This window comes from Klebsiella sp. GG_Kp173 (assembly GCF_040062415.1).
GTDB classification, from domain to species: domain Bacteria; phylum Pseudomonadota; class Gammaproteobacteria; order Enterobacterales; family Enterobacteriaceae; genus Klebsiella; species Klebsiella quasipneumoniae.
This window is the reverse complement of sequence record NZ_JBEAFZ010000071.1, coordinates 1-677: the sequence shown is the minus strand read 5'-3', so window position 1 is coordinate 677 and position 677 is coordinate 1. Positions and strand designations below refer to the sequence as shown.

The 677-nt window shown below is 51.6% G+C and carries 1 protein-coding gene; it reads left to right on the top strand.

The window, feature by feature from the left end:
• Positions 1-65: 65 nt before the first annotated feature.
• Complete coding sequence (locus ABLU50_RS16215) at positions 66-638, top strand: hypothetical protein (protein WP_348864862.1); 573 nt, start codon at positions 66-68, stop codon at positions 636-638.
• Positions 639-677: the final 39 nt, after the last annotated feature.

The following is a 677-nucleotide window of genomic DNA, read 5'->3' as shown; positions in this document are numbered from 1 at the left end:
ACACAACCCGCTACGGGGGAGACTTACCCGAAATCTGATTTATTCAACAAAGCCCGCGCGCATTTGTGGACCGTGAAAAAATTGGCGTGATAGGTATCTGCGGTAGCGGCGGCTTTGCCATTGCCGCGACAAAAATGGATCCCCGCATCAAGGCGCTCGCCACCGTCAGCATGTACGACATGGGCGAATATTTTCGTACCGGTCTGAACCATGAGCGGACCGTGGAAATGAGAAACAAGGACCTGGCGATTGCAGCAGAACAACGCTACAAAACTGCTGAAACCGGGCAACCCGTTTATGGTCCCGGGCAAAACGATCCGGTGTTCATCGAAGGTAAAGAGTCCAATGACTTTTATCAGACGGAGCGCGGTAAGGTGGCATCCAACGATCGCCGCTCAACACCGGCGACCTATGCGAAATTCATGAACTTCCATCCGTTTATCGATATCGAGTCCATTTCACCGCGACCAATACTCTTTGTCGTGGGTGATGCTGCACCATCCCGCACCTATACCGATACAGCTTACAAAATGGCCGCAGAGCCGAAGGAGCTTGTGGAGATTAAGGGCGCTAACCGTATCGACCTGTATGACCGCACTGAACTCATCCCGTGGGACAAGCTTAGACTGACCCCCTGAATCTTCAGACAACCAATATCACTTAAATAAGTGATAGTC